Here is an 18,994-nt window from a genome sequence, read left to right on the forward strand (position 1 = left end):
TCTTCCCCTTGGTCATTCCGATGCCCGTCGCGGGCGGCGATGGATGGCGCCTCATGCCGTGAACGGCCATTTCGGCAATTTGCGTTTGGTGTAAGGCAATGCGTTGTAATCCTGCGTGATCGCGCCGGGCGTCTCCACGTAGATGACGTGGCGGCCGACCTGCGAGTACGAGGCGTAGAAGTGCTGCGACGACTTCACGATGATGAGCTTCATGGCCTGCAGGTCCACGCCGAACTGCGTGAACAGGTCCGTGCCCATGGCCTGGGTGCGGTTGGTGGTCAACACGATGACGACGCCCTGGCTGCGCACGACCGCGACATCGCCCAGCAGCGCGGGCGTGCCGGCCAGTCCGGTCATGACGGCGTCGCGCTTGAGCGCCAGGATTTCGCAATCCAGGTCCAGGGGTTGGCCGGAAACCGGGGCGACCTTGCCGCCGATGCGCAGCTTGATCTGCGCGCCGTCGCCCGCTTCGAAGCAGAGCTGCATGGCAACCGGATCCCAGAACGGGCCCGTCGCGACGTCGCGGATTCCGCGCGCCAGCACGCGTTCCAGGATGAAGGTGGCATCGCTGGGCGCGCCGCCGCCCGCGTTGTCGGCGGAGTCCGCCAGCACGACCGGAAAGTCGTTCAGCGCCAGGGCCTGGTCCAGCGCCTCGTCGGCGCCGGGGTAGGGAGGCGCGAGCCGGTCGCGGAAACCGATGATCTCGTCGCCCAGCGCGCGCGCCAGCGCGTCGGCCTGGGCCTGATCGCCGTCGGTGTAGACCAGCACCTTGGAACCCATGTCGGGCGTGTCGCCCCAGGGGAAGCCATGGGCGATGGAAACGGACAGCACGCCTTCCTTGCCTTCCATGGCGAGCAGGCGGTCCACGAAGCCGCGCATCGGTTCGCGGCTGGTGTGCATGATGGAGATCATCTCGCAGTCGTACACGGCGCGCCTGGGCTGGATGCGGCCTTCGGCGCGCGCCACGCAGAGGTCCACCAGGTCGTAGGCGCGGTCCAGGATGTCCGTGTGGGGATATTCCTTGAAGCAGACCAGGAAGTCGGCGCTGTCCACCATGGTGGCGGTCATGTGGCAATGCGGATCCAGCTCGGCGCCGATCACCGTATCCGGGCCGACGATCTCGCGCGCCCGGCTCAGCAGGTCGCCTTCGCAGTCGTCGTAGCCGTCGGCGACCATGGCGCCGTGCAGCCCGAAGAGAGCGATGTCCACCTTGCCCGCGCGGCGCAGGTCTTCCAGCAGCTCGTCCCGCAGGGTTTCGTAGGCGTGGCGGGTCGTGATGCCGGCCGGCGTGGCGCCCGCCGTCATGCCCTCGATGAGCGTCCAGTCCTTGCCCTGCGCGCGCTGCCGCGCGGCCCAGAGCGGACCCGAGAACATCTGCATGCGGTCGGGGTGCTGGCCCGCGGGGTAATAGCCGCGCGCACGATAGGCGGACAGGCCCGTCGGAATCGGGGAGAAGGTGTTCGTCTCGGTCGCGAGGGATCCGGAAAATATTTTCATGTTGCCGCTCCGCGTAAAAGGTGGACGTGGCGCGGGCGTTGCCGCGCGCGCCGGGGAAATGCTGCGCCGCGCGGCGCCGGGCCGCGCGGAATACCAGCCGATCGAACCGGCCGGGGCCGGCTCAGGCTTCGGACACGGGGCCCGGCGCTGGCGACTTCAAGGCCGGCGAACCGCCCAGCCAGGCCTGTACTTCGATTTCCACGTCCACATCCATGGCCAGCTTGGCCTCGACCGTAGAACGGGAGGGGAAGTCGGATGGGAAGTGGTTGCGGTAGGCCTCGTTGAACTGCGCGAACAGCGCCAGGTCCGACAGCCAGACCGTTACGCGCACCACGTCCTTGAGCGTGGCACCAGCCAGCGCCAGCGTTTCCTTGATGCGATCGAGCGCGGCGTGGGTCTGGCTGGCTATATCGCCGCGCACGACCTGGCCGTTGGCATCCATCGGGATCTGTCCCGACAGGAACAGGAAGCCGCCCGCCTGGGTGGCGCGCGAGAACGGCAGCGGAAGGGAGCTGGGGTAGCGGGTGATGGAGTTCATGGCGTGTCCGGATGATGGAAAGGGTCAGCGCAGGCGCGCGGGACGCACGGCTTCGGCATCGACGCCGTGCGCATGCAGATGGGCGGGCACCGGCTGGCGCAGGAGCAGCGCGGCGGCGAGTTCAGAGGTCGCGGCGGCGGTCTGGATGCCATAGCCGCCCTGCGCCGCCAGCCAGAAAAAGCCCGGCACATCGTTGTCCCAGCCGACCACGAAATCCCCATCGCGCACGAACGAGCGCAGGCCGGCCCAGGTGTGCTTGGGGCGGCGGATGGTGAGCGAGGTGGCGGCTTCGATGCGGTAGATGCCGGTGGCGACGTCCAGCTCCTCGGGCACCACGTCGTGCGCGGCGACCGGGTCGGCGTTGGCGGGCGAGCCCAGCAACTGGCCGGCGTCGGGCTTGAAGTAATAGCTTTCGTCGACGCCGACGACGGCGGGCCACAGGGAGAAATCCACGCCCTCCGGGCCGGAGAAGGTGAATGCGGTGCGGCGGCACGGCTGCAGGCCCACCGGGCGCGCGCCGCACAGGGCGGCGGCATGGTCCGCCCAGGCGCCGGCGGCGTTGACCAGCACGCGGGCGCGCAGGCGGCGTCCGTCCGCCAGGGTGAGCGTCCAGGCGTCGTCAGCGCGGGCGGCCGACACGACCCCGGCGTTGTTGTGCAGAACGGCGCCCTGCCGGGCCATGCCTCGCAGGAATCCCTGGTGCAGGGCATGCACGTCGATGTCGCGCGCGTCCGGCTCTTCGATGGCGCCGCAGATCTGGTCGCCGCGCAGGCAGGGCACGCGAGCAACGGCCTGCGTGGCGTCGATCAGGGTGACGTTGGGCGATTGGCTGTGGAAGTCGTCGAACACTTCCTGCAGCAGGCCCTTCTGGTCAGGGGTTGCAACGTACAGCACGCCGCGCGGGCTGAGCAGGGGATGTTCGCTGAATCCTTGGGGCGGTTTCTCGTAAAAGGCGCGGCTGGCGCGCGTAAGCGCCTTGATCTGCGCGGTGCCATACGTCTCCATGAACATGGCTGCCGAGCGGCCGGTGGAGTGATAGCCCGGCTGGGCCTCGCGTTCCAACACGGCGACGGACGCCGTGGCGCTCAAGCGGTAGGCCACGGAGGCGCCGGCGATGCCCGCGCCGATCACGGCGTAATCGAATAGGGGTTCTGCTGTCATTTTGTCGGAAGCGAGAATTCTCTTATTTGATAATTCTCGAATACGATAGTTTCTAGACGGCAGACGGGTAATAGGGGAATGCCCTGATGGCGAGGAAGGAAGGCGAGACGAGGGGGCGGCGCGCGGGAAGGCGCGCCGGAATGCAGAAGGGGAGGAGCGGAGAGCGCGCCAGCCGGCGTCAGGTCAGGCGCGTGCCGTTCGGCACCTCGCCATCGGGCACGCCCAGCACGATGCCGCCTTCGGCGTCCGCGAAGCCCAGCACCAGCACTTCCGACTTTACCGGGCCGATCTGGCGCGGCGGGAAATTCACGACCGCCATGACGCGCTTGCCGGGGAGGTCCTGCAAGGCATAGTGCGCGGTGATCTGGGCGGAACTCTTCTTGATGCCCACGCCCGCGCCGAAGTCGATCGTCAGTTTGTAGGCGGGCTTGCGCGCCTCGGGAAAGGCTTCGGCCGACTGAATCGTGCCGATGCGGATGTCGACCTTGAGGAAGTCGTCGAAGGCGATCGCCGGGGCGGAGGGGCGTCGGGGTCCTGCGTGAAATGCATGCGTGCTCCGTAATGTCAAGGATTTGCCGCATGGGTGGAACGGTTTGTTCCGTCCAAAATTGCGGTTTTATGGCCCGGGCATGTGCTTTGTGCGTTTGCCCGCCGGTAGAATTCTTCCGTGCATTTTCCCCTATCTACCAGTCGGAAGGCTATATCGATATGAGCAACGCTTATCTCGACGCTCTGAAGAAGCGTCGCACGCAGTATTCGCTGGGCCGCAACCTGTCGACCTCCAAGGAGGAGTTGGCAACCCTGATCCAGGAAGCGATCAAGCACAGCCCCTCGTCCTTCAATTCGCAAAGTTCGCGCGCGGTGATCCTGTTCGGCGCGGAAAGCGAAAAGCTCTGGGACATCGCCATCGAGGAAGTGCGCAAGGTCGCGCCGGCCGAAGGCTTCGACAAGACCGAGGCCAAGCTGAAGAGCTTCGCCGCCGGCGTGGGCACCGTGCTGTTCTTTGAAGACCAGGACGTGGTGCGCAGCCTGCAGGAGAAGTTCGCGCTGTACGCGGACAACTTCCCCGTCTGGTCCGAACAAGCGGGCGGCATGGCCCAGCTGTCGGCCTGGACCGCGCTGGCCAATGCCGGCGTGGGCGCCAGCCTGCAGCACTACAACCCGCTGATCGACGCCGCTGTGGCAAGCCAGTGGAATGTGCCGGCCTACTGGAAGCTGCGCGCGCAGATGCCGTTCGGCTCCAACGAAAACGGTTTTGGCGAAAAGCCGTTCATGGACGACGCCGAGCGTTTCCGCGTGGTGGGTTGATCCGCTGGGGCGCCTGCCGAGGGCCTCGACGCCGCGTTTGAAAAAAAGCCCGCGTTTCCTTCCAGAAACGCGGGCTTTTGTCTGTCCGGCATGCCTGCGGCCAAGGCTCTGGCGCGGGAGGACTATCGGCGGGTCAGAGGATGACGCCTCCGGCCGGGTCGATCTTCTGGTCGGACTTGGGCGGCGCGGCGCGCCGGGGCGGCGTCTTCTTGGCCGGCTCCGCGGGCGCTGCGGCCACCCGCGCAATCGAACCCTTGGCGATCGCTTCCAGCTGGCCGGTCACCAGGGCGCCATAGGCCACTTTGGCCTTGATCTCGCCGATCTTGATCGAAGCGACCTTTTCTTCGGTGGCCCCTAGCTTCTCGCCGGTATCCGGATCCACCAATTCTTCGCCGGTGGCGTAGATGTCGTAGACCTGGCCTTCCTTCACGCTGCCCATGCCGCGGTTGATGATCACGCGGCCGTTCTGCACGGCCACGACCTTGGCGGGGTTCACGATTTCGATGATGTCGCCGATCATTTTGCCCTGGAATTGCTCCATGGCGGCGCTGATTTTGTTGCCGCCCGAGGCGAATGACGCCGAGTCCGACCACTTTACGGCGCGGGTGGCGGCCTCGACCAGCGTGTAGCGCACCGCGGCGCGCGTGGACTGCGAGACTTCGCGGGTGGATTCCCCGGTGAGCTCGATGTTGTTTTCCTGGACCCGCGTCGACACGCTGGCCTGGGTCAGATCGATGATCAGCAGGAAGTCGGCGCCGGCGGCCTGGCCAAGCCGGGCGCGCTGCTGGTCGGACACGTTGTCGCTGGCCAGGAAGTCGTTTTCCTTTTCGAATGCGTCGTCGTTGCTGCGATCCAGCACGGTGAACCGGCCGCTCTTGACCAGCTTGTCGGTGACCGATTGCCGCATGTCGGCAGACAGCGCGCTGCGACGCAGCTTGCCGGTCGTGACGATCGCGATGCTGTCGCGCTCAAGCTTGGGCGTCTTCGCCTGGTATTCGAATTTTTCGATGGTGACGGACAGTTCGACCATGCAGCCCTTGCTGCCGCCGCACTCCTGCTTGGTCACGGAATAGCCCTTCACCTTGCCTTGCGCGCGCACGTCGTTCGTGCTGCCGACGCCGGCCTCGACCGTCGTCTTGCTGGACATCTCGGCTTGCGACGAGGCGCTGGCGTTCAGGCTCTGCTCGTTGTTCGTGACCGTATCCTTGATCAGGCCGCCTTCCGTGTTCTGTTCGGTGCGCTTGGCGTTGAGTTCGGCCGAGGCCTGGCCTTCGGCATCCCGCTTCACCTGCACATAGGCCTTGGGGCTGGCCGAACGCGTGGCCACCGCCGCGCCGTTGACCTGCTTGATGGCATTGCCCAGGGCCGATTCGACGGCCTGTTCGAACGTATCGCCGTACCCGACCGCGGGCACCGTCACGTCTTCGGCGTTCGCCGCCTGGACGGCGCAGAACAGCGCCGTGCCCAACATCCATTTCTTCATCATGAATCTGCTCTCGAAAAAAAGACCGCCTGCTGAAAGCAGGCGGTCCATTCGTCCGTGGCCCTTACCAGGTCACGGTGCGGTTGTCGCCGCGCTTGATGATGGCTTCTTCGCCTTCCCAGTAGGCCAGCCCGTTGTCCAGGTTGGTCAGCGTCAGCTGGAAGTAGTAGTCGACCTGCTGCGTGCGGCTGTCGACGCGGTTATTGCGCTGCATGATCTTGCCGGAGAGCGAGAAGTCCGGGGCGACGACGCGGCCGTCCTTCTTTACCGTGGCCTGGTTCATCATCTTCGAGCCTTTCAGCGCGCGCGACTTGGCGGTCGTGGCGTCCTCGGGGCCGTTCAGGCCGACCGCGGTCGTGATGACGAAGCGGCCCGAGTTGAGCAGGCTCACGCGGATCTTCTTGGTCAGCTGGTCGGTGTCGATGCGCTGCGCCGTGTCATTGGTGACGTTGGACATCGCCACCACGAAGCGCCCGCCCTGGGCGGCCTTCGGATGCACCATCAACGGCGAGTTCAGCATGTCGTTGACCATCTTGTTGGCGGCGGACTCGAAGTCCTTGTAGTCCAGGCCCATCACCGCGACCTTGTCGTTCTTCTGGTCGACGTATTGGGTCGTGGGGGCGCAGCCGGCCAGCGCCGCGGCCAGCACCGCGGCCGAAAGGGAAAGCTTCAGGCTCATGGTTTTCCTTGTAGATCGTTATTTGGAGGCGAGGATGTCGACGCGGGGCGGCGTGGCGGCGTTGAGGGCGCGCACGTACACGACGACCGGCCGTTTTTCCTGGGGCAGGTCGACCACGATGTCCTCGTGGCCGGGGACGCCCAGCGTCAGCTGGTTCGACTGGGGATAGGGCACGCTCATGAGCTGGAAGTTGTGCGGCAGCGTGGACCACGAGCGCAGGTCGGCCTGCGTCGACGCGGCCTGGGCGATCGCGGCCAGCGTGCCCAGCAACGGGCTGGAATCGTTCAATTGCTTCTGCAGCACCGTTTTGGCCGTGGCGCGCACGATTTCCTTGATGAGGATCGCGTTGAAACGGGTCTTGAATTCGCCGCGGATGATGGTGTCCATGTCGGCCAGCATCTGCGTCTGCTGGCGGCCGACGGTCAGGTAGGGATAGGCGGGCACGCCGTCGCGCATCACGGGCAGCGCAATGCCGGTGTATTTGACGTTGCCGCTGACCAGGAACAGGGGCAGGTCGATCCGCAGCTGCTCTTTGTGCGCCGCCGTGCCGTTTTCGAACACGACCCAGACCGCGGGCTTGAGCTTTCCGGCCTTGCGCTGGGCGGCGGCCATATCGATCTTGACTTGCGTGTTCTTGGTCAGGGCGTAGGCGCGTTCCAGGCTCTTGCGCGCCTTTTCCATGTCGGCCTGCTCTTCGCCGTTGAACAGGAAATACAGGCCGTGCAGGTAGAGCGCGGCCGGATTCACGTAACCGGCGTAGGGCGCCCACTGGGAAAGATCGACGCCGGCCTTGAGCAGGGCTTCGTCCGTGCCGGACATGCTGCGATTGACCAGGTCGGCGTTCTCGCCTTCTTTTACTTCATCGCGCTGCTTGGCGATTTCCGCTTCGAAATGCTCGGCGGCGCGGCGCTGGCGATCGTCGCTGCGGTTCCATTCGACGCGCGCATTGGCGTAATCGCCCAACTGCCAGAAATTCAAGGCCTTGTAGGTATTGAGCATGACCGTGTCGTACACGGCCGGTGCGTAGGGCAGGACGTTGTCGTTGGCTACCAGCGACAGGGCATGGTTGCCGGCGCTGGCGGCGATATTGCGCGTGTCGTCGTCCTTCATCAGGTCTTCGGCGCCGTCCAGCATCTGCGTGGAACGCTCGGACAGGCCGTTGTGCCGCAGGAGGGCGCCGGCTTCCAGGGCCCACGGCAGGTCGGTGGGCGGGGCATCCAGGGGGCCGGCTGCCTGGACCGCGCTGCTGGTGGCGGCAGGCAGGTTCCCGGCCGCCAGATCCCGTGAAAAATCCTTACGCGCTTGGGGATTGGCGCAACCCGCCAGCACCAGAACCAAGCCTGCAACAGCAGCCCACTTCATTGCTTCTCCGCTGAATGATACTATATGTTAATAAACGTGAATGTGTTTAGCATTTTGTTCACATTTAATCACAATATTAAATCATCAGCAATTTATAGATGCTTTTAGTTTTATTTTGTTGAAATTCATCCAGTTGCGGTGAATGCTTGCGGATGCCGGTTCTGCGCGCGTCAGCCGCCGGGTTATTCCCGGCAAACGGCGCAAAAAGGGGGCGGCGGGGATTTTCTCCAACGCCGCATGAGAGGCGGGCAGACGGCCGCTTTTGCGTTATCCGGGCCGCGGCTGAACGCGGGAACCGAGTTTGGAAAAGGCGCTTATCCGCCTATTTCGATTACTGCCGGAAAATGCGATTTATATTGAGCGCCGCGCAAGACGCTTTGGGCCGGATCAAACCTGCGGCGCCGACGGCGGGAGCGGCCTGAGTTCAACGCTGCCCGGGCCAGCAAGGGAATCCAGTTCCATGATCGTCCCCAGGCGCCGGCTTGCCTGGACCGGCGTCCAACCGGCCGAGATCATCAGGCGCCGTGAAATGTCCAGCACCTGTTCCGCTGTCAACGCCCGTTCCGGGTCGCCGAGCGCGTCCCGCAGCTCTTGCCGCATTTCGCGGCCATTCTTGAGCGATACCGTCACGGCGGCGCCGAAGTGCCGGGGATACCGCGCCGAGCAGCCTGCGTCCGGCACGGCGTGGACCAGGGCGCGCAAGCGCGCGTGCCCGGGGTCCGCGATGGCACTGTCCGAGAAGTCCTCGGCCTCGGGCCAGCCCTTGGACAGGGCGACCGCGACGGCATGCTGCAGGCTGAAGCGAGCTTCCTGCGGGGATGCCGGCTGCGCGCGATCGCAGAATGCAAGGGCGTCGTCATAGCTTTCCACGCGGATGGAGCGGATGTCACCTGCCGGCAGCTCGCGCCAGCCATCCTGAGCGCGCCAGGCGTCGCGTAGCCCCAGCGCGGCGTCGATGGCGGGATGGGCGTGGCGGCAGGCCGCCCAGGGCTTGAACGTGGTCTGGTGGATTTTCCATGCGCCGCCCGGATTGGCGCCTATCCGCTCCGGGCGGGGATCCGGACACGTGGCGGCGTAAAAGCCTTTTTCTCCTTCCAGCGCGCGGGCCGGACCGCGCACGCCGGCCTGGGCCAGCAGGGCCGCCTGCACGCCCGTCTGCGAGGCGCGCGCCATGCTCCAGGGCTTGGCGTCGCAGGGATCCAGGCGGATCTGCCACAGGCCCGAGGACTGCGTGATGGCCAGCGCGAGCGCGTGGGAGGTCTGCGCGGCGTCCAGGTTCAGCAGGCTCGCGGCTGCCGCGGCGGCGCCCGCCGCGCCGCAGGACGAGGTGTTGTGCCAATGTTCGTAATGGCCGGCTCCCACGGACTCTCCGATCCGTATCATGGCCTCGTAGCCCCGCAGGACGGCCAGGAGCAGGGCCGCGCCGCTGGAGGCCTGGCGGCGGGCGATGCTCAGGGCGGCGGGGATGACGACCGGCCCGGGATGCAGCAGCGCTTCGCGATGGAAGTCATCGAGCTCGTGCATGCAGCCCAGCGATGTGTCATGCAACAGGTCGGCCCATGCGTCGCCCGCGTGGGAGGCTGCATTGCCCGGGAGGGAATAGCCCGCGCGCAGCGCCTGGGCCAGCGGGGTGGCCGCGCCCAGCGCCGCCGCGCCCGTCCACGCAGCCACGTGCAGGGCGGCGCGGGCGCGGTCGGCGGCCGCAGCCGGGCGCAGGCAGATCCGCGCGAGTTCGCCGACGAGGCTCATGAGAGCTTCATGACTTCGCCGCTGGCGCGCGGATCGCGCGCCGTCCAGCTGCCGGCTTCCACGGCGGCGATGAAGTCCAGCACCGCCCGGTTGAACGCTTCGGGCTCCTCCAGGTTCAGCGTGTGGCCCGTCTTGGGCAGCATGAGCAGGCCGCTGGCGGGCAGCGTGCGCTTGAGGAACAGGGCCGGTTCCAGGGCATGGTCGTCCTCGTCGCCCGCGATGATCAGCGCGGGAGCGGCCAGCGCGCCAAGCGGCCCGGCCAGCGTATCGAGGGCGGGGCGCGCCGCCTGCACGCCGCGCAAGGTCAGCGCGGCGCCGGTAGCGTCATGCTGGCAGAGGGCGTCGGCGAAGGCCTGCCAGCCGCGCGGGTCCTTGTTCTGGTATTGGACACGCGCGGGGCCGGCGGCATAGATCGGCCCGTAGCGGGCGCTGCCCAACGTCTCGAAGCGTTCGGCCGCCTGCAGCGAAGCCTCGCGGAATGCGGCGTGGCCGGACGCGAGAGCGCCGTAGCCGACCCCCGCGATGGTCAGCGAACGGACGCGCTCCGGATGGGCCAGCCCGAAATGCAGGGCGGCGAAACCTCCCATGGACAGTCCGACAATATGGGCCCGGTCGATGCCGCAGGCCGCCAGCACCGAGCGCAGGTCCCGGACGGCGTTTTCCTGCGAGTAGGCGGCGGGATCGGCCGGCACGTCGGATGGGGGATAGCCCCGGGCGGCATAGGCGATGCAACGGTGGCGGCGCGCGAAGGCCCGCAGCTGGGGCTCCCAACTCCTGTGATCGCCCGCGAATTCATGGACGAAAACGACGGGCGAGCCCTGCCCGCTTTCTTCCAGGTGCAGGCGGTATCCGTCATGCGTGGCGGCGGTGGTCATGGCAGCTCGGGAGCGGACGGGGGAAGGGGGCGGCGTTGCTTGAACCAGTCGGCGATCTGGCTGCCGGTCATGAAGTCGACCTTGGGGTGGCGTGCCAGCAGGTCCAGCATTTCCTCGAAATAGCCGTAGCGGTGCGGCACCCCCATCAGGTGCGGGTGCAGGCCGAGCGCAAGCACCCTGGGCTGGGCTTCGCATTCGCGCTCGAACAGCGCCAGCGTACGCGTCAGCCGCAGCAGGAATTCGGGAGAAGAGTGCTTTTCGATGGCATAGATGATCGAATCGTTGAGTTCCAGGTTGTAGGGCATCTGGATCAGCGACCCGCGCTTGACGCGCATCCAGTTGGGCAGGTCGTCCAGTACCCAATCGCACACATACTCGACGCCCGCGTCGGCAAGCAGATCGGGCGTGTCCGGCGTTTCGCGCAGGCCGGGGCTGAGCCAGCCGCGGGGGAGGCGGCCGGTGAAGGCGCGCAGTTTCTCCAGGCATGCGCCGATGAGTTCGGCCTCGCCGTCGCCGTGGTTCAAGGACTTCTGGTGCATGCCGTGCCCGATGAATTCCCAGCCGGCCGCAAGCATGGCTTCGGCGGCTCGGGGATAGGCGTCGATCACGCTGGCGTTGCAGCTGGTGGAGGCGGGCAGGCCGCGCGACTGGATGGCGGCGAGCATGCGCGGCAGGCCGGCGCGCATGCCGTATTCCGCCCAGCTGAAGTTGGGCACGTCCGGCACGGTCTCGCGGCCGTGCGGCGGGGTGATGATAGTGCGCGGCATAGGCTGGTCGAATGGCCAATGTTCGACGTTGATGACCAGGTGCACCATGATCCTGCCTTGGCCGGGCGCGGCAAGAGGAGGCGAATCGGCCGAGAATGCGTAGGGGATGCGGGGCGTTGCCATGGGGGATCCTGGAGGTCAGTGCCGCATTTGCTTGAGGATTTCGCGCTTGAGCCCGTTGAACGCTTCTCCGGTGATCAGGTCGAGCGAGCGGGGGCGCTCGATGGGCACCGTGATGCGAGTGGCGATGCGGCCGGGGCGGGCGGACATGACGTAAATCGTGTCGGCCAGCAGGATCGCCTCGTCGATGTCGTGCGTGACGAAGACGACCGTGGTTCGTAGCGTCTGCCATACGGAAAGCAGCAGTTCCTGCATGGTGAGCCGCGTTTGCGCGTCCAGGGCGCCGAAGGGCTCGTCCATCAGCAGCACCTTGGATCCCAGGGTGAGCACGCGCGCGATGCCCACGCGCTGGCGCATGCCGCCCGAGAGCTGGATGGGCAGGTGCCGGGTGAACGCCGACAGCCCGGTGATGCGTAGCATCTCTTCCGCGCGGCCGGCATATTCGGCCTTGGACTGGCCGGCGATCTTCGGGCCGAAGACCACGTTCTCCCATACGTTCAGCCAGGGAAACAACGCGGCTTCCTGGAATACGACGCCGCGCTCCGGGCCCGGGCGCGTCACCGGCCGGCTGTCGACGGCCAGGCCGCCCGATGTGGGCGACTCGAAGCCGGCGATCAGGTTCAGCAGGGTGGACTTGCCGCAGCCGGAGGGCCCGAGCAGGGCCACGAACTCCCCCGCCTGCACGTGCAGATCGATGCCGTCCAGCGCTTGTACCGGGGTCGCTCCCGGATAGGTCTTGCTCAGGTTGGTGACGGATATGTCGGACATGGCATCCTCAATGATTCTGCAGCATGCGCCAGACCAGGATCCGGCGTTCGATGATGACGATCAGGCGGTCGCTGAGAAAGCCCATCAGGCCGATGGACACCATGTCCGCCAGCACGATGTCCATGCGGCCCACGTAATAGGCGTCCCACAGCACGTAGCCCAGGCCGGATTTCACGGCCACCATTTCAGAGACGATCACGGCCGTCCAGGAAATGCCCAGGCCGATGCGCAGGCCGGTGAAGATGGCGGGCATCGCGGCGGGCAATACGACCCGGCGCAGCAATTGGGCGGAAGACGCGCCCATCATCCGAGCCGCGCGCACCAGGTTGCGGTCGACGTCGCGCGCGCCTTGCGTGGTGTTCACGACGATGGCGTAGAAGCCGCCCAGGAAGATCAGGAAGATCGAGCCCATGTCGCGGATGCCGAACAGGGCGATGGAGAAGGGCAGCCAGGCCGTGATGGGGATCGGCCGCAAGCCTTGTATCAGCGGGTCGAGCGTCTGCGAAACCAGGCGGCTCCAGCCTATGGCCAGGCCCAGGGGTATGCCCAGCAGCATGGCCAGGACGAAGCCCTGGATCACGCGCATGGCCGAGTACTGGACATTGCCCGCCCAGGTGCCCTGGTAGGGATTCAGCCCCATGCCCGGCGGCCCGAAGATCCAGGCATACCAGGCGCGCGCGACCTGGACCGGAGTGGGAACCACGCCCGCCATGTCGGGGGACTGCCCCACCAACTGCCAGACGATAAGAATCAGGACGGGCACGGCAAGCCCCAGCCCCGCCTGGCCGATGGCGCGGCGGGAGCGGCGGGTCGGCGTTGCGCATTTCAGTGTTGAAGCGTTCACCAGCATCTCCTTGGCTCGCGGCGGCCGGCAGGGCCGCCGCGCAAGCCGCGCAATCACATGACTTCCTTGAGGAGCCCTTCATCCCATACCGTGTCGATCTGTCCACTCACGTCTTTCGGAATGACGCCCAGTTCGTTGAAGGTCTTGGCCTGGCGGCGCAATTGCTCCAGGTCCAATACGCCGCCTAGCTTGATCAGCTTGGCCGATTCGCGGGTGACGTTCAAGGGCAGCCCGGTGTACTTGGAATACGCCTGGGCAAATGCCTCGGGATCCTTGGCGAGCCCTTCCTCGGCGTTCTTGTAGGCCCACAGGAAGCATTTGACCGCCTCGCGCTTGTCGCGCAGCGCGTCGCGCGTGCTGGCGAGCAGGCCCAATTCCGCGCCTACGGCCTTGCTCTGGCTGTACTCCAGGTTCTTGGCGAAAAAGGCGGTGCCGTCGGCGACCAGCTGCGATTCGAACGGTTCCCACAGGGCGACCGCATCCACGTCCCCCCGTTGCAGCGACTGCACGAATGCGGTGCCTCCGCCCTGGATGTTCACCGCGGTAAAGGTGTTGTACGGCACGCCCTTCTCGGCCAGCATGGCCGCCCACTGGAACCAGACGGCCGAGCCCGGCGCGATCCCGATACGCTTGCCGGCGAGGTCCTTCCAGTCGTCCATCTTGATGCCTTTGCGCGTCACCAGGTATTTGGGCGAGGACGCGACGCCGGACAGGCCCACCAGCTTCTGGCTGCCCTGGGCCAGCGCGATGGCCAGGTCGGCGGGCCCGATGCCGGACACGTCCACCGAGCCCGACAGCAAGGCGGTGCGCGCGTCGGCATAGCGGACGAATTCGACGGGCTTGACCTCCACGTTGCAGGCCTTCAGGTCATCGGCGACGAAGATGATGGGAGAGAGGTGGCCGACCTTGACGTAGCCCACCGTCAGCACCTGCTTCTGGGGCGCCGGCGCCGGACGGGGGCCAACCGCGTGGCTGGCCGAGGCGGCCGCGCACAGCCCGGCGGCCAGGGTCATCCTGTAGAGCGTTTTCATGCATTTTCCCCTTGTTGCTTGATAAACACTGCGAGCGGCGCGGCGGCGCCGCGCCAGGAGGAAATCGAGCCGGACGGCGCTCAGTTTCCGGTGAATACAGGCGGCCGCTTCTCGCGGAAGGCAAGCTGGCCTTCCTGGTAGTCGCGGCTGAAAAAGCAGGCGCGCACGGCGTCGTCCACCTCCTGCGCGGCGGGCGCGGAGGGATCGGCCGCCAGGTGGCGCAAGGCCATCTTCGCGGCGCGCAGGGTGAGCGGCGCATTGCCGGCCACCTCCCCGACGCGCTGCGCCACCAACGCGGTGAATTCCTCGTCGGCGCAGACTTCCTGGACCAGGCCGATACGGGCGGCTTCCGCGCCGTCCACGGTCCTGGCCGTCATGAACAGATCCGCCGTGCGCGCCGTGCCCAGGATGTCGCGCATGCGCTTGAGGCCTTCCATCGAGTAACCCAGCCCGAGCCGGCCCGCCGGCATGCGAAAGCGCGAGCCGCGGGTGCAATAGCGCAGGTCGCAGGCCAGCGCCAGCGCCATGCCTCCGCCCATGCAGATGCCGCGCACCGCGGCGATCACGGGCAAGGGGCAGGCGCCCAAGGCCTGCATGGCGCCCGCGACGGCGGCGTCGTAGCGGGCGATCTGCGCGGGGTCCTTGCGCTGGGAGCCGAATTCGGAGATGTCGGCGCCGGACACGAAGGCGCGGTCTCCGTCGCCCTCCAGCACGATGGCGCGCACGCCTTCCCGGGCGCCGGCTTCCCACACGGCGCGGGCCAATCCTTCCCACATCGCGAGCGACATGGCGTTGTAGCGCGCGGGATTCACGATGCGGATACGCGCGACGCTGCCGTCGAGGGCGACGTCCAGGCGGCCGGGGGCAGGAATAGGGGTCTGGGTCATGGAAAACTCCGCAGTGCGTCAGATGGCGCGGGCTTCGCGCAGCCGTTCGATATCCGCGTCAGCGTAGCCGGCTTCGAGCAGGATTTCCTCGGTATGCTCGCCCCAGCCCGGAGCGGTGCGCGCGATGTCGGCGGGCGTGCGGGCCAGGGTCACGGGCTGCGTGATCAAGGTGCGTTCGCCGCCTTGCCACGCGGGGCAACTGCGGGCGGCCTGCAGATGCTTTACTTGCGGATCTTCGAACATCTGCGGCACGGAGTAGACGGGCCCGGCCGGCACGCCGGCATCGTTAAGCAACGCCACCCAGTGATCCACCTCCCCATTCAGGAACATGGCCTGGATCTCGCGGTTCAAGCGCTGTCGGTTGGCCACTCGCAGCTTCTCGGTGGCGAATTCCGGGTCCGATTCCCAGTCGTGGCGTTCGAGCGCAGCGCAAAAGCGCTTCCAGTTGCCCTCGCCGGCGGCGCCCAGGTTGAACATGCCGTCCTTGGCATGGAACAGCCCCATGGGACTGCTGGTGGGATGGTCGTTGCCTTCCTGGCGAGGGACGTCGCCGTCGTTCAGGTAGCGGGCCGCCTGGAAATCCATCATGGCGATCTGGGAGTGCAGCAGCGAGGCATGGACCCACTGGCCCTCGCCGGATTCTTCGCGTTCCAGCAGCGCGGTCAGGATGCCCAGCGCGGCATACAGGCCCGTGCTGGAATCCGCGACGGCCAGGCCGGCGCGCACTGGCCCCTGGCCGGGCAGGCCGGTAACCGACATCAGGCCGCCCATGCCCTGCATGATCTGGTCGAAGCCCGGCCGGCGCGCATAGGGGCCGCTCTGGCCGAATCCGGAGATGCTGGCGAGGATCAGCCTGGGGTTGATCCGGCGCAGCGATTCGTAGTCCACACCCAGGCGTTGTTTGACGTCCGGGCGCCAGTTCTCGACCACCACGTCGGCGCCGGCCGCGAGACGCTTGAATACCTCCAGGCCCTCCGGCGTCTTCAGGTTCAGGGTGAGCGAACGCTTGTTGCGGTTCAGGTTCTGGAAGTCGCCGCTCCAGCGGTCGGCCGCGAACATCGCCTCGTTGGGGTCGACGCCGGGCGGCGGTTCTATCCGGATCACGTCCGCGCCGAAATCGGCGAGCATGCGCACGCAGGTGGGGCCAGCCCGCACGCGGGAGAGGTCTAGCACACGGAAGCGCCGCAAGGCTGGCGAGGCGGAGAGTTGTGGCATGGTCTCGGCTTCAAGGAGGTGAGGGAAGAAAGGAAGCGGCGTGCGGACGCGCCTGCTCCACGTGGCGGGCGAAGGCCAGCAGCCGGGCTTCCTGTCCGGGGCGAGTGACGGCCTGGACGCTGATGGGCCGCTTGCGCTCATCCAGCCCGATGGGAAAGACGATCGCGGGCAAGTCCAGGTAATTGACGAAAGACATCCAGCAGAACAGGTCCAGCAGGCGGCGCGGTTCGAACGTGCCTTCGCCGGTCAGGACCTGGCGCCAGTCCGGCACGCCGCGCGGCAGGGCGGGCGTCAGCAGCAGGTCGGCGCGGCCAAGCGCCTGCGAGATGAACTGGCGGGTGTGCGCGCTGCGCTGGCGCTGCGCGTCGAGGTACCAGATCGCCGGCAGCGCGGCGCCGGGCAGCGCCACGCCGCGGGTAAGCGGCGTCAGGGCCGGAGCTTCCTGGCGCAGAGCGGCCTGGTGGGTGGCCGCGGTTTCGGCGTGCAGCAGGGTGTCCGCCAGCCGCGTCCAGAGCGGCTGGTCCTCGAGCGCCACGGGTGTTTGCCGCGAACCCGACGGCAGGCCGTCCACCAGTTCCTGCAAGGCCCGTCCAATCCCGGCGTCGAGCGATACGGAGGGATTCGGGTGTTCCCAGCAGGTCGCGATTCGCCATGCGGCCGTGTCGGACTCGCGCGCCCAGGTGTCCGCGCCTTGCGGAAAGAGCCGCCGCGCCTGCGCGGGGGCAACCAGGGTTTCGAGGATGAGCGCGGCGTCCGCCGCGCTGCGGGCCAGGATGCCCGCGGTATCCAGGCTGGGCGCCAGCGGCGCGATGCCATGGGCGGGCAGCAACCCTCTTGCGGGCTTGAATCCGAGGACGCCGCAGGTGGCGGCCGGAATGCGCACGGAGCCGGCGGTATCCGTTCCCAGCGAGCCATAGCACAGGCCCGCCGCCACCGCGACCGCCGATCCGCTGGAGGAGCCGCCCACGGCGGCCTGCGCATCGATCGGGTTCACGGGCAAGGGGTAGTGGGGATTTTCGCCGGTCGCCCCGCAGGCATGTTCCGCCATGACCAGGGCCGCCAGTGGCTTGCTGCCAGCGGCTTGAAGGCGGCGGATCAGCGTGGCGGCGCTGCCTGGGCGGGCCTGGGCCGCCGCGGGATCCGTGCCGCGGCCGGGAGCCCGGCCCGGCAGATGGAAGATGTCTTTATGGGCAAGGCCGACGCCGGCCAGCGGCAGCGCGAGATCGGGCAGTTCCGCCGGCGCGTCGAATACGGCGGCGGCGCTGTGCCGGGCGTCCGCGGCGAATGCGGCGTGTTGCCGCGACAAGGCGTCCCGCAGGCCGACTTCGCCCTTATGCAGGGCGACGCGCAGGTCCGCGATGCCATCGGGCAGGCCGGCCGGGGTCATTGCCGGGGCTCCTGCCGAGGCGCGGGCGGCGCCAGGCGGGCAAGGGTCTTGGCGGCGCCGCGCACTTGCGCCTCGCTTGCCGGGATGCCTTGCAGCGCAAGGAGCTCCCGCAGACCTAGGGCCAAGGGCGGCAAACCGGCCTTGTCGTCCAGCAACGGTTCAGCTTTGTCCGGAATAGGCATTCCTTTCCCCTTGCTTGTATTATTTAACCGAGTATAAATATATTTATAGGACAAGGGATAATTTAGAGCAATAGAATTTTTATACGTGAAAACCATGAAAGTCAGTGAACGCATCCGCCTGGCCGTCGAGGAGGACATCCGCGCCGGCGTTCTGAAGCCCGGGGACGCGATCGACGAGCAGGAGCTCGCCGCGCGCTTCGGCGTGTCGCGCACGCCGGTGCGCGAAGCGTTGATTCAGCTGAAGGTGCAGGGCATGCTCGAGAGCCAGCCGCGCAACGGCATGGAAGTGGCGAGAATGGACGTGCAGGAACTGCTGGCCATCTGGGAGTTGATGGCCGAGATGGAAGGCGTGTGCACGCGCATGGCCTGTCAGCGCATGTCCGATGAAGAGCGGCAGGAGCTGGCGCGCATCCATCGCGAGGCGGCGGCGCTGGTCGAGGCCGATGACGCCGAGGGATGGCGCGAGGCCAATCATGCCTTCCACGAGGTGCTCTACCACGGCTGCCGCAATCCATACCTGCGGCAAGAGCTCCTCAGCCTGCGCGCCCGCACGGGCGCCTACCTGCGCCATGCATTCAGCGCCGTGGGGAGGGTGCGCGCCTCGTACGAGCAGCACGGCGAGTTGCTGGAGGCGATTCTGGCCCACGATCCGGAGCGCGCGCACCAGATGATGATGCGTCACATAAGCCTGGCCCAGGGCGCCAAGGGCCTGGCCGATTTCCTGATCAACCTGCCCCGTTCCATGGTCAAGAACTGAGGGACCGTCCCCGAGACGGAAATACAAATTCCACGAGACGGCCGTTCTAGCGCCGTCCCGGGAACTGCGGGAAAGTACCCACCGTTGCAACTCACGGTTGGGAGCCCGCCATGTATCTGATATCCCTGGGCGCCGGCGTGCTCGTCGGCGTGATCTACGGGCTCATCAATGTGCGATCGCCCGCGCCGCCGGCCATCGCGCTGGTCGGCCTGCTCGGCATGCTGATCGGCGAGCAACTCGTCCCCATCGCAAAGCGCGTCGTGCGCCAGGAGCCGGTATCGGTTTCCTGGTTCAGCAGCGAATGCGCCCCAAAAATCACCGGCCTGCCTCCTCGCGCGCAGGACAAGGACGGCGGTCCGGACGGTCCGCCCGCCGTTTGATGGG

General features: G+C 67.0%; 20 protein-coding genes. 3 read left to right on the forward strand and 17 right to left on the reverse strand.

The features are described from left to right. Window positions 1-51: 51 nt before the first annotated feature. The 4 genes from AGI3411_RS04415 to AGI3411_RS04430 all read right to left on the reverse strand — a co-directional run bounded on the left by AGI3411_RS04415 (window position 52) and on the right by AGI3411_RS04430 (window position 3,764). Entirely contained in the window at window positions 52-1,497 is a 1,446-nt protein-coding gene (locus AGI3411_RS04415) for a M81 family metallopeptidase (RefSeq protein WP_129526196.1), read from the reverse strand. Between the two features lie 121 nt (window positions 1,498-1,618). Next, entirely contained in the window at window positions 1,619-2,035 is a 417-nt protein-coding gene (locus tag AGI3411_RS04420) for a RidA family protein (protein ID WP_129526197.1), read from the reverse strand. Window positions 2,036-2,059: 24 nt separating this feature from the next. After that, complete coding sequence (locus AGI3411_RS04425) at window positions 2,060-3,196, reverse strand: NAD(P)/FAD-dependent oxidoreductase (protein ID WP_129526198.1); 1,137 nt, start codon at window positions 3,194-3,196, stop codon at window positions 2,060-2,062. A gap of 178 nt (window positions 3,197-3,374) precedes the next feature. Continuing rightward, window positions 3,375-3,764, reverse strand: a complete 390-nt coding sequence (locus AGI3411_RS04430) for a tRNA-binding protein (protein ID WP_129526199.1) — start codon at window positions 3,762-3,764, stop codon at window positions 3,375-3,377. A 140-nt stretch (window positions 3,765-3,904) separates the two neighbouring features. On the opposite strand from AGI3411_RS04430, the gene AGI3411_RS04435 reads away from it, so the two are divergent. Further along, window positions 3,905-4,504, forward strand: a complete 600-nt coding sequence (locus AGI3411_RS04435; RefSeq protein ID WP_129526200.1) for a nitroreductase family protein — start codon at window positions 3,905-3,907, stop codon at window positions 4,502-4,504. 133 nt (window positions 4,505-4,637) lie between these two features. Here the strand turns inward: AGI3411_RS04435 and AGI3411_RS04440 are convergent, their stop codons facing one another. From AGI3411_RS04440 to AGI3411_RS04500, 13 genes are all read right to left on the reverse strand, one after another. Beyond that, window positions 4,638-5,990 (reverse strand): CsgG/HfaB family protein, encoded by a 1,353-nt coding sequence (locus AGI3411_RS04440; protein ID WP_165359065.1) that lies wholly within the window; start codon window positions 5,988-5,990, stop codon window positions 4,638-4,640. A gap of 61 nt (window positions 5,991-6,051) precedes the next feature. Continuing rightward, a complete protein-coding gene (gene lpoB, locus AGI3411_RS04445; RefSeq protein ID WP_129526202.1) occupies window positions 6,052-6,666 on the reverse strand; it encodes a penicillin-binding protein activator LpoB in 615 nt (204 codons plus the stop codon). A gap of 18 nt (window positions 6,667-6,684) precedes the next feature. Next, window positions 6,685-8,028, reverse strand: coding sequence for a COG3014 family protein (locus AGI3411_RS04450; protein WP_129526203.1), 1,344 nt, complete (start codon window positions 8,026-8,028; stop codon window positions 6,685-6,687). Between the two features lie 387 nt (window positions 8,029-8,415). Next, window positions 8,416-9,777, reverse strand: a complete 1,362-nt coding sequence (locus AGI3411_RS04455) for an MmgE/PrpD family protein (protein ID WP_129526204.1) — start codon at window positions 9,775-9,777, stop codon at window positions 8,416-8,418. Then, window positions 9,774-10,652 carry an alpha/beta fold hydrolase gene (locus AGI3411_RS04460; protein ID WP_129526205.1) on the reverse strand — a complete coding sequence of 293 codons (879 nt, stop codon included), beginning with the start codon at window positions 10,650-10,652 and terminating at the stop codon, window positions 9,774-9,776. Before AGI3411_RS04460 ends, AGI3411_RS04455 begins: the two co-directional genes overlap by 4 nt. Then, window positions 10,649-11,542 carry a polysaccharide deacetylase family protein gene (locus AGI3411_RS04465; RefSeq protein ID WP_043543550.1) on the reverse strand — a complete coding sequence of 298 codons (894 nt, stop codon included), beginning with the start codon at window positions 11,540-11,542 and terminating at the stop codon, window positions 10,649-10,651. The genes AGI3411_RS04460 and AGI3411_RS04465 overlap by 4 nt, the downstream gene beginning before the upstream one ends. Before the next feature lie 15 nt (window positions 11,543-11,557). Next, window positions 11,558-12,307 (reverse strand): ABC transporter ATP-binding protein, encoded by a 750-nt coding sequence (locus AGI3411_RS04470; protein ID WP_043543549.1) that lies wholly within the window; start codon window positions 12,305-12,307, stop codon window positions 11,558-11,560. A gap of 7 nt (window positions 12,308-12,314) precedes the next feature. Then, complete coding sequence (locus AGI3411_RS04475) at window positions 12,315-13,157, reverse strand: ABC transporter permease (RefSeq protein ID WP_081955015.1); 843 nt, start codon at window positions 13,155-13,157, stop codon at window positions 12,315-12,317. 47 nt (window positions 13,158-13,204) lie between these two features. Further along, complete coding sequence (locus AGI3411_RS04480; RefSeq protein WP_129526206.1) at window positions 13,205-14,182, reverse strand: ABC transporter substrate-binding protein; 978 nt, start codon at window positions 14,180-14,182, stop codon at window positions 13,205-13,207. An 80-nt stretch (window positions 14,183-14,262) separates the two neighbouring features. Next, the gene (locus AGI3411_RS04485) at window positions 14,263-15,069 is read right to left on the reverse strand and encodes an enoyl-CoA hydratase (RefSeq protein ID WP_129526207.1); all 807 of its coding nucleotides are present in this window, start codon (window positions 15,067-15,069) and stop codon (window positions 14,263-14,265) included. An 18-nt stretch (window positions 15,070-15,087) separates the two neighbouring features. Further along, window positions 15,088-16,284 (reverse strand): CaiB/BaiF CoA transferase family protein, encoded by a 1,197-nt coding sequence (locus AGI3411_RS04490; protein WP_129526208.1) that lies wholly within the window; start codon window positions 16,282-16,284, stop codon window positions 15,088-15,090. A 10-nt stretch (window positions 16,285-16,294) separates the two neighbouring features. Further along, the gene (locus AGI3411_RS04495) at window positions 16,295-17,671 is read right to left on the reverse strand and encodes an amidase (RefSeq protein WP_129526209.1); all 1,377 of its coding nucleotides are present in this window, start codon (window positions 17,669-17,671) and stop codon (window positions 16,295-16,297) included. Next, window positions 17,668-17,853, reverse strand: a complete 186-nt coding sequence (locus tag AGI3411_RS04500) for a hypothetical protein (protein ID WP_129526210.1) — start codon at window positions 17,851-17,853, stop codon at window positions 17,668-17,670. Before AGI3411_RS04500 ends, AGI3411_RS04495 begins: the two co-directional genes overlap by 4 nt. A 94-nt stretch (window positions 17,854-17,947) precedes the next feature. Between AGI3411_RS04500 and AGI3411_RS04505 the strand changes: the two genes are divergently transcribed. Then, window positions 17,948-18,610, forward strand: a complete 663-nt coding sequence (locus AGI3411_RS04505) for a GntR family transcriptional regulator (protein ID WP_043543546.1) — start codon at window positions 17,948-17,950, stop codon at window positions 18,608-18,610. 110 nt (window positions 18,611-18,720) lie between these two features. After that, a complete protein-coding gene (locus AGI3411_RS04510) occupies window positions 18,721-18,990 on the forward strand; it encodes a XapX domain-containing protein (RefSeq protein WP_129526211.1) in 270 nt (89 codons plus the stop codon). Window positions 18,991-18,994: the final 4 nt, after the last annotated feature.

The organism is Achromobacter agilis (genome assembly GCF_900496965.1).
GTDB lineage: Bacteria > Pseudomonadota > Gammaproteobacteria > Burkholderiales > Burkholderiaceae_B > Achromobacter > Achromobacter agilis.